We start from the raw sequence: 9,018 nt of genomic DNA on the forward strand, positions 1-9,018 counted from the left end.
GGTTAGGAGCGACGGGCGTTGGCCAGACGCGGGGGTGAGGACGCCGAGGCCAGTCGGCCTCAGGGGCGCGACAACGCGCCCGGCGTTCGAGCGCCGCCGACCCAAACCTTCGCGCGCATCGCCATCCTCTCCACGCTGCTGCTGTTGGCGGTCTATACCGCCTTCGCGGTGGCCCGCATCCAGCGCGAACCGCAGATCACCACCGCCGCCAACGCCGCCCTGCCCAGCCGGGCCGAAGCCCTGGCCGCCCACCTGGATACGGAGGCCGCCGCGCTAAGGGGTGGCCTGCTCGCGACCCGCGAGGCCTTGCAGCGCGAGGGTGATGAGCCGATGGCCGCGGCCGAGAGCGGCCTGCGCACCGCCGCCGGAGCCGCCGTCGCCGTTGCGGTGATCTCCGACGACGAGGTTGTGGCCGTCGCGGGCCCCGCCGGCGGCCTCGACTGGCAGGAACTTGCCAAGACGGCGGCAGACGCCAAGGGCGACCTGTGGCAGGGCGTCACCAGCCAGTCGGCTCCGGCCTTGGCCGCCGCCACATCGGCCGCCACAAGCAAGGGCACGCGCTGGATCGTGGTGGCCGGGGACCCCACGCACCTCGGCGCCTGGCTCTCCAAAACCAAGCCTGAGGCGATCGCGACCCCGGTCGGTCGCATCCTCGCAGCCAGTCCGGCGAACGGCGTCGGCGCGGCGGACACGATCAACGCCGCCTTCGCCACCACGGCGGAGGAACTGAAACTGGATGGCGGCCTGAGTCGCGCCCAGGGGCCGGACGGCGCTTCTCTCGACCTCGCCGCCCGCCCCGCCCTGGGTGGCAGGCTATATGCGCTGGCCGGCGCCAGTTCCGCACCCATGGAAATCCAGACCTCAACGGAGCAGTTGGCCTGGCTGTTGACCCCACTGGCGGCGGCATTCCTGCTGGGCCTGCTGTTGTTGAACCAGAGCAACCGGGTGGAGAACGCCCAGAAGGCGTTCGTGGATTCCGAGCAGCGGTTCCGGCTCGCCGTCGAGGCGGCGCGTTGCGGCATCTGGGAGTGGGACCTCTCCGCCGACAAGATGTTCATGTCCGACGTCACCGGCGCCATCTTCGGCTGGGGCGGCGGCGGAATCGTCGACGGCCAGGCGGTGCTGGAGCGGGTGTCGGCCGACCACCGAGACCGTCTGCGCCAGGCGCTCTCCACCGCGGCCGTCTATGGCGGTTTCGACGTCTCTTTCCGCGTCCCCTCCCTGCAGGGCGGGCGGCCGACCTGGATCGACGCCCGGGGCCAGGCCTTTGGCGACAAGGACCGGGATGGCTATTCGCGGATCATCGGCGTGGCTCTCGACGTGACTGAGGAGCGCATGGCCCAGGCCCGCGCGCAGGCCGCCGAGAACCGCCTGCGCGACGCCATCGAGAGTGTGTCTGAGGCCTTCGTCCTCTGGGACCGCAACGGCCGCCTGCTGATGTGCAACAAGAACTACCGGACCTTCTTCTCGCTGGAACCCCGCCTGCTGAAGCCCGGGGCGTCGCGCGAGCAGGTCAACCGCTTCGCTCAACTTGCCATCAAGCAGGAGATGGACGCCTCCGACGGCCGCAAGGGTGTGCGCGAGGCTGAACTGAACGACGGTCGCTGGATCCAGATCTCGGAGCGCCGAACCGCCGAGGGCGGGCTGGTGATGAGCGCCGCCGACATCACCGCCATCAAGACCCAGGAAGAAGCCCGCCGCCTCAACGAAGAGGCGCTGCAAAAGGCCGTCGTCGGCCTGGAGCGCAGCCAGGAGCAACTCTCGGAACTGGCGCGCAAATATGAAATGGAGAAGGTAAGGGCCGAGGGGGCCAACAAGGCCAAGTCAGAGTTCCTGGCCAATATGAGCCACGAGTTGCGCACCCCGCTGAACGCCATCAACGGCTTCTCCGAGATCATGGTCCAGGAGATGTTCGGGCCGCTCGGAGACCAGCGCTACAAGGGATACTCCCAGGACATCCTGTCGTCGGGACAGCATCTGCTGGCCCTGATCAACGACATCCTCGACATGTCGAAGATCGAGGCGGGCAAGATGAGCCTGAAGTTCGAGCCGATCGCCCTGGAGGAGGTCGCCGAGGACGCCGTGCGCCTGGTCCGCAACCGGGCCGAGGCCACCGGGCTGGCGCTCGCCATCGACTTCCCGCAGCACCTACCCGAGATCGAGGCCGACTACAGGGCGGTCAAGCAGATCCTGCTGAACCTGCTCTCCAACGCCATCAAGTTCACGCCACGCGGCGGCCGCGTCACCATCCGCGCCGAGGGCCGCCACGACCCTCTGGGCGAGCGCATCCGCATCAGCGTCCAGGACACCGGCATCGGCATCGCCGAGGACGACCTGGCCCGCCTGGCCCGTCCCTTCGAGCAGGTGGAAAACCAGCACTCCAAGACCACACAGGGAACAGGCCTGGGCCTGGCGCTGACCAAGTCGCTGGTGGAGATGCACGGCGGTGCGCTCGACATGCAGAGCGCGCCTGGTGAGGGCACCATGGTCAGCTTCTCTCTGCCGATCCGCCAGACCGGCGCTGCGCTGGCCGGGATCGCCGCCGCCTAGGGACGGCGCGGACGGTGTTCGCCGCTCTGTCCACCACGGGCCAGGCCCTTGGCCAGTTCGGCCCGCTCCTTCGGCGGCAGGGTCGCAGCGAAGGTGACGATCCGATCTTCAACACCTCCGCGGGCGGTCATCTCGAGGCTTCGGGCTTCAGAGAGACGCTTGGAGATGGCTGGTCCATCCAGGGGGTCGGCGCCGAGACCGGTCCAGGCTTCCCGCCTCGCCTGTCGCGCCTGACGCATCTGGCCTCCCACGCCGCCCGCCTCGCCGCGCAGCAGCTGGCGGTAGGCGCGACGGTGTTCGGGCGGCAGGGCGTCGGCGGCGGTCCACAGCGGCTGGCGCGGACGATTGGCGGCGGGCGCGGCGTCGCGGAACCTTTGCGCCACCAGGATGCCCCCCACCACCGTGCCGATAACGAAGAGGTTGAGGGCGACCGACGCAATCAGGGCCAGGGTCAGGGTGCGTTGGCTTGGCATCAGGCGCCTTCGCTCGTCTCGAAGAGGTCGTCATAGCCGGTCATGGCAGCGCTCACCGCCTCGGGGGCGTCGGTGGTGGAAGCGAGATTTCCTGACAGAGCCACGCCGAAGGCCAGGCCGGCCGCGGAGGCGCCGGCCAAACCGGCGCCGACACCGGCTCCCAACAGCCAGGTCCGAAGGCTCCGGCGCGGATGGATGGTGGGTGCGCCGTCGATCACCGCTCTATTGAGGGCGTGCGACACGCTGAATGGCGCCCAGGCGTCCAGAACGCCATCGAGTTGGTCGGCCCCGGCCAGGACCCGCTGGGCGAAATCCGGCGCGGCCGCCATAAGGGTCGCAGCAGCCTCGCGCTCGGCGGCGGGCCAACGGGCGACCGTACCGCCATGAGCGTCGGCCAGTTCCAGGAACCGTTCCTGTGTCATGCCGGCCCCCTCATGGCGCCATCAAATCCGAAAGCGCCAGCCGCAAGGCCCTCCGTCCGCGCGACAGCAGGCTCTCCAGGGCCTCGACACTGACCCCCATGATCGCGGCGGCCTCGATATTGGTCAGGTCCTGATAGTGACAAAGGGCTACGGCCTCCCGTTGGCGGTCCGGCAGAGTGGCCATGGCCTTGGCGACCCGGCGGCCCACATCGGCGGCTTCCAGCCCCCGGTCGGGCGCTGGTCCCTGGTCGACCTGTTCCGGCGGTGTCTCGGTGGGGATTTCCCGCCGGCGGCGCAGCCGATCGTAGCAGAGGTTGAGGGTGACCCGGTGCAGCCAGGTGTCGAAGCGCGCGACGCCAGGCGTCCAGGCCGGCGCCTGACGCCAGGCGCGGATCATCGCCTCCTGGGCCACATCCTCGGCTTCCGAAACCTCGCCCAGCATCCGGCCAGCAAGCGCCAGCAGGCGCGGCAGCTTGCGGGCCGTGAGCGCCCGCACGGCGGCTGGATCGCCCCGCGCCACACGCACCAGAAGTTCCTCGTCCGGATCTGAGTCCAAACTCGACCTCGCCCCAGGCGCCAGTTATGGGCAGGCTATCCGTCACGGCCCCGGTTCTGACGCATGGTGGCCAGTTCACCCTTGCTAAGCCAGCCGTCATGATTGGTGTCGCCGGCATCGAAGCGCCGCCGGGACATGGCCTCCAACTCGGCGCGCGAAAGGGCGCCGTCCCTGTTCGCATCACCCTTGCTCCACATCTCAGCAATGCGAGCTGTGGCCTTCGCGCCCCCGAAGCGCGCGGCCATGTCCTCCATCGGCTTGCTCTCGGCCTTCGTAATCCTGCCGTCCTTGTTGCTGTCCAACCGGTCCAGCATCGCGCCGGACTGGACGCTCCTGTACTCGTCCCAAGTCACCTTGCCGTCGCGGTTGGCGTCCGGGTTCGGCGGCCCCATCTGGGCCTGGGCGGACCCCGCGATGGAGAGGGCGGCGGCGACAATCAGGAAGCGGTGCATAGGGTCCTTTCGACGATCTCGCGCACCGTCAGAGGTTGAACGGGCCGCCCGCCCATATCCGTCGCTCAAGATTGCACAATGATGTCGTAGGCGTGCCGCGCGGCGGCCCGGGCGCGGGCCAGTTTGGCGCGCAGACCCTTGAAGTCCTTCACGCCGCCGGCCCGAGCCAGCAGCGCCTTGAAGGCCTTGGGTTCCTCACCGGGATCCTCGCCGTCCTGCAGGGCGACCTTCAGCAGCTGGGTGAGGTTCTGCTGCAATGTCCAAGCCTCCTGCAGGTCGGCGAGCGGCCCCTTGTCCGCAAGCCCCGCCGCGAGAACCGCACCCAGCGCCTCGGCGGTGTTGGGCGAAAGCGGACCCCCGCCTGAGGCGTGAACGAGTTGCAGAAACTGAGCGGCGAACTCGATGTCCACCAAACCGCCTGGAGAGAGCTTCAGGTCCCAATCGCCCTTCGGCGGCCGCTCGCGTTCGAGCAACTGACGCATCTCACGCACATCGGCGACGGTCTTGGCGGCGTCCCGCGGCCGGCGAAGGGCGGCGTCGATCGCCCGGGTGGCTGTCAGCGCGAAGGCCGGTGAACTGGCCCAAACGACGCGGGCACGGGTCAGGGCCAGCAGCTCCCAGGTCTCGGCCTCCCGGGCGTAGTAGTCCTCGAAGGCCGCGAAGCTCACCGCCACCGGCCCCTTGGTGCCGGAGGGACGGAGCTGCATGTCCACCTCGTAGAGTTCCCCCTCTCCGGTGGGAGTGGAAAGGGCCGCGATCAGCCGCTGGGTGAAGCGGCCATAGAAGAGTTCGGCGCTCCACGCCTTGACCGACGAGGCGGCGGCCGGGTCGTCGGCACGGTAGACGGTCATCAAATCGAGGTCCGAGCCGGCGCTCATCTCCCGCGATCCGCACTTGCCCAGGGCCACGACGGCGACCTGGCCAGGGAAGGTTCCCCCCAGGCGTTCGGCTTCGGCCAATGAGACCGGCGCGAGGGTGTCGATGCACAGGTCGGCCAGATCGGCGAAGGCGCGGCCGGCGATTTCGGCGCTCGCCGAGCCGCTCATCACCTGGACGCCGATGCGGAACGCCTGTTCCCGATTGACCCGACGGACAGCGTCCATGGCGCCCTCGAAGCCGTCTGATTGGGCGACGGCGGCGTCCATCATCCGGCGATCCTCCTCGATGGCGATATCGGAGAAGAAGTCGCCGTCCAGCATGGCGTCCAGGGCCGCGGGCCGCCGGGCCAGGGTATTGGCCAGGCGCGGGGCGTAGGCCATGACCTGGACGATCAACTCGAACAGCTGAGGCTGGGCGAGGAAAAGGGACTGGAGTTGCACCCCCGACGACAGCTTGCCGAAGAAGTCGCTGAAGCGGTGGAAGGCCGTGTCGGGTGCGCCGGTGGCGTTGGCCGCCTCCAGCAGGCGAGGCGCCAGGCGGGTGAACAGCTCCCGGCCCCGCTCGGTGCCGGTCGCCGCGATGTGGCCGTGGTGCCAGCTGCGAATGGTCTGGGAGACCTTGCCGGGCTGGGAAAAGCCCATGCGGGCTAGGGTTGCGAGGGTCTCCGGGTCGTCATCGACGCCCGTGAAGATCAGGCTGCCGAAGTGGGAGGAGAGTTGCTCCTCGTCCGGGAAGAGCTCGCCGTAGCGGAGATTGACGGCCTTGAGGGTCTTCTCGATGGCGGCGTCGAAGTCCTTGAGCTTGGCAAAGCCCGCCAGCGCCGCGACCCGGCCCCGCTCGATGTCGGACTCCGGCAGCTTGTGGGTCTGTTCGTCGGCCAGCATCTGGATGCGGTGCTCCATGGCCCGCAGCACCCCGTAGCCCTCGGTCAACTCCTGGGCGGTCGCGGTGGCCACGTGGCCCGCGGCCTCCAGGGCCCACAGCGCGTCCAGGGTGCGGGGCGAGCGCAGGTCGGCGTGGCGCCCGCCCAGGATCAGCTGCTGGGTCTGGACGTAGAACTCGATCTCCCGGATGCCGCCGCGGCCCAGTTTCAGGTCCATGCCCTTGGCCTGCAGGCGGTCGTCGACCTTGTGGACGTGGATCTGGCGCTTGATGGAATGGATGTCGGCGATGGCGGCGAAGTCGAGGTTCTTGCGCCAGATGAAGGGGGTCAGGTCCGCCAGGAAGGCGTCGCCGCGAGGGATGTCGCCGGCGCAGGTGCGGGCCTTGATGAAGGCCGCCCGCTCCCAGTTCTGGCCGACGCTTTCGTAGTAGTCCATGGCCGCAGCCACCGGGACGGCCAGGGGCGTCGAGGACGGATCGGGGCGCAGGCGCAGGTCGGTGCGGAAGACGTAGCCGTCGCCGGTCTTGTCCTGCATCAGCTCGGAAAGCTTGTTGGTCAGGCGGACCGCGAAGCCTTGGGATTCAACGCCTTCGACCAGCGGAAGGGCCTGGGGTTCGTAGAAGACGTTGATGTCTATGTCGCTGGAATAGTTGAGTTCGTAGGCGCCGTGCTTGCCCATGGCGATGCAGAAATAGCCGGGGACGGGCCCCTCGGCGCCGGCCCCCACCTCGGTCTGTCGGCCAGCCTCGACCTCGCTGCGGGCGGCGACGGTGAGCGCCGTGATGAGGGCCGCGTCAGCGAAGCGGGCGAGCGCGCCGGTGACCGCGTCCAGGTCCCAGATCCCGCCCAGATCGGCCAGGGCGATGAGCAGGTGGGCCTCGGCCTTGAGCTTGCGCAGGCCGGACTTGGCGGCGTCCCAGGGGGCCTGCGAGAGGGCGGCGGTGCGGGCCAGCAGGTCGGTGAACCGGGCGTCGGGATCGGCCTGCAGCAGGTCGCGAAGGCGGGGCAGGTCGCGGCGGACCAGGCTGGTGAGGTATGGGGAGGCGCCGAACACCGGCGCCAGGACGGGCCAGGCCTCGGTCAGCAAGCCCTCCCAGGCGCCCTCTTCGGCGGCAGGGCGGACGAGGTTCAGGGCGCGCTCGGCCGACTTGGGGTCGGCGACGGGGCCGCAGGGCTTCAGACCATCGATCAGGCGAGTCATCCGCACATAGTCGGTGGCCACGGATGGAAGACAAGGCTGTTTAAAGCCGGTCAGCCGGCCACGGAGTCTTGAGGCGCAAGGGATTGCGGCGGCCGCGGCCAGCCCACCAAGGCCGACAAGTGACCGTCAGGGTCCCGTCAGGTGGGCGGGATGGTGCGCATATGCTCGCGGTAGATGGCCAGCAGCTGCGCCTCGGCCGCCTCCAGGCCAGTCTCGATATCGGCGCCGTCCATGTGGCCGCCCAGGCAGTCCAGGGCGCCATGCCAGCCGCTGAGCGTGCCGGGCCGCCAGGGCATGCCAGGCCCCTCCGCCAGGTCCGGCGGGTCGATGGGCCACTCGTCCTTGCGGAAGAAGCCGGGCTGGGAGTGCTGGGTGAAGGTCAGGCGCGTGCCGCCCGACACCGGCGCCAGCTCGAACTGGATGTAGCCGGTCGGGCCGTGCCCGTGAGGGCCGCCGAAGCGGAGCAGGCGCGGCGGCTCCACGGCGGTGACGACGCCGAACATGTCGCTCTCGTCGCCGCCGAACTTATAGGGCGCGCCCACGCGGGCCTCGAACCGCGCGGTCCAGAACCAGACGGAGATCTCCGCCGGATCGGCCACCGAGCGCCAGACCCGCTCGATGGGGTGGGGATAGTCGCGCACATATTCGATGGTGAAGCGGTCGACGAACCGCGCCAGTCCGGCCCTAGTCATCGTCTCTCTCCTTCATGTGGTCGAGGTGGGCGCCGAGCGCGTCGAAGCGGTCATGCAGTTGGTCGAGCCGCGCCTGCATCCACTGGCGGACTTCCTCAAGCCGAGTGGGCTCCAGGCGGTAAAGCCGCGACTGGGCCTGCTGGCGAAAGGCGATCAGGCCGCTCTCGCGCAGCACCTTGAGGTGGCGGGAGACCGAGGGGCCGGCCATGTCGAACCGCCCGGAGATGTCGCCGGCGCTGCGCTCGCCATCGGCCAGCAGGACCACGATCTCGCGGCGGGTGGGGTCGGCCAGGGCTTCGAAGGCGTCCATGCGCTTATTTAGCATAAATGCTATTTAGCTCAATCGCTAATATATGGCAGCCTGGCTAGGCGCCTATCTGGGCGCCACCCTGTTGAAGGCCATGACCCAGTTGGTTTCCCAGGTGGCGCCCTGGTCGTTGGAAGTCGCCTGGTCCCACTGGCAGGTGGCGGGGGTGATTTTGGACCATAGGTAGCGCGTGCGCCGCGACTTCCCGTCCACCAGGTCGTCGGAATAGAAGGCGCCGACACCGTCCTGGAACCGGCGCCGGACCGGCGGGTCGAGGGGGCCCAGGGGAAATCGTCCATCGAGCCACCAGATCGACCACTCGGCGGACTTGGCATCGAACGACCGGATGGCCATGGCGTGATAGGCGCCGGCCGGCGAGGCCAGGAGATTCTCCTCGATGTTGCCCTGTCCCCCCAGCACCTTGCGGGTGGAGGACGTGCCCTCGAACTCCATCCAGTCCCGCTGGGATCCCTTCCGGAGCACGCGGTGGCGAACCCGCCAGTGGCCGATGAGAAAGTCGAAATCCCCCGCGCCAGCCCCGGTGTCGCCGGCGCCCGCGGCCTTGAGGCCGCCGGACGCCGCCGGCGACACCGGGGCTGGCGC

9 protein-coding genes are annotated in these 9,018 nt (G+C 69.2%); 1 reads left to right on the forward strand and 8 read right to left on the reverse strand.

Annotation, left to right across the window (positions count from 1 at the left end):
- Positions 1-18 precede the first annotated feature (18 nt).
- Positions 19-2,550, forward strand: coding sequence for an ATP-binding protein (locus AAC997_RS16695; RefSeq protein ID WP_340646833.1), 2,532 nt, complete (start codon positions 19-21; stop codon positions 2,548-2,550).
- On the opposite strand, the gene AAC997_RS16700 is transcribed toward AAC997_RS16695, so the two are convergent.
- The 8 genes from AAC997_RS16700 to AAC997_RS16735 form a co-directional block, all read right to left on the reverse strand.
- On the reverse strand, positions 2,547-3,023 hold the full coding sequence (locus AAC997_RS16700) for a periplasmic heavy metal sensor (protein ID WP_340646834.1): 477 nt from the start codon (positions 3,021-3,023) through the stop codon (positions 2,547-2,549). The genes AAC997_RS16695 and AAC997_RS16700 overlap by 4 nt on opposite strands.
- Positions 3,023-3,445: a hypothetical protein gene (locus tag AAC997_RS16705; RefSeq protein ID WP_340646835.1), complete on the reverse strand. Its 423-nt coding sequence runs from the start codon at positions 3,443-3,445 to the stop codon at positions 3,023-3,025. Before AAC997_RS16705 ends, AAC997_RS16700 begins: the two co-directional genes overlap by 1 nt.
- 10 nt (positions 3,446-3,455) lie before the next feature.
- Positions 3,456-4,001: an RNA polymerase sigma factor gene (locus AAC997_RS16710; protein WP_340646836.1), complete on the reverse strand. Its 546-nt coding sequence runs from the start codon at positions 3,999-4,001 to the stop codon at positions 3,456-3,458.
- Between the two features lie 35 nt (positions 4,002-4,036).
- Complete coding sequence (locus tag AAC997_RS16715) at positions 4,037-4,453, reverse strand: EF-hand domain-containing protein (RefSeq protein ID WP_340646837.1); 417 nt, start codon at positions 4,451-4,453, stop codon at positions 4,037-4,039.
- A gap of 65 nt (positions 4,454-4,518) precedes the next feature.
- On the reverse strand, positions 4,519-7,416 hold the full coding sequence (locus tag AAC997_RS16720; RefSeq protein WP_340646842.1) for a bifunctional [glutamine synthetase] adenylyltransferase/[glutamine synthetase]-adenylyl-L-tyrosine phosphorylase: 2,898 nt from the start codon (positions 7,414-7,416) through the stop codon (positions 4,519-4,521).
- A 137-nt stretch (positions 7,417-7,553) separates the two neighbouring features.
- Entirely contained in the window at positions 7,554-8,108 is a 555-nt protein-coding gene (locus AAC997_RS16725; RefSeq protein ID WP_340646838.1) for an SRPBCC domain-containing protein, read from the reverse strand.
- Positions 8,101-8,418, reverse strand: a complete 318-nt coding sequence (locus AAC997_RS16730) for a metalloregulator ArsR/SmtB family transcription factor (protein ID WP_340646839.1) — start codon at positions 8,416-8,418, stop codon at positions 8,101-8,103. Before AAC997_RS16730 ends, AAC997_RS16725 begins: the two co-directional genes overlap by 8 nt.
- Positions 8,419-8,481: 63 nt before the next feature.
- A partial coding sequence (locus AAC997_RS16735; RefSeq protein WP_340646840.1) for a hypothetical protein occupies positions 8,482-9,018 on the reverse strand: 537 nt, incomplete at its 5' end.

Origin of the sequence: Phenylobacterium sp. (assembly GCF_037968635.1) — a bacterium.
Lineage (GTDB): Bacteria > Pseudomonadota > Alphaproteobacteria > Caulobacterales > Caulobacteraceae > Phenylobacterium.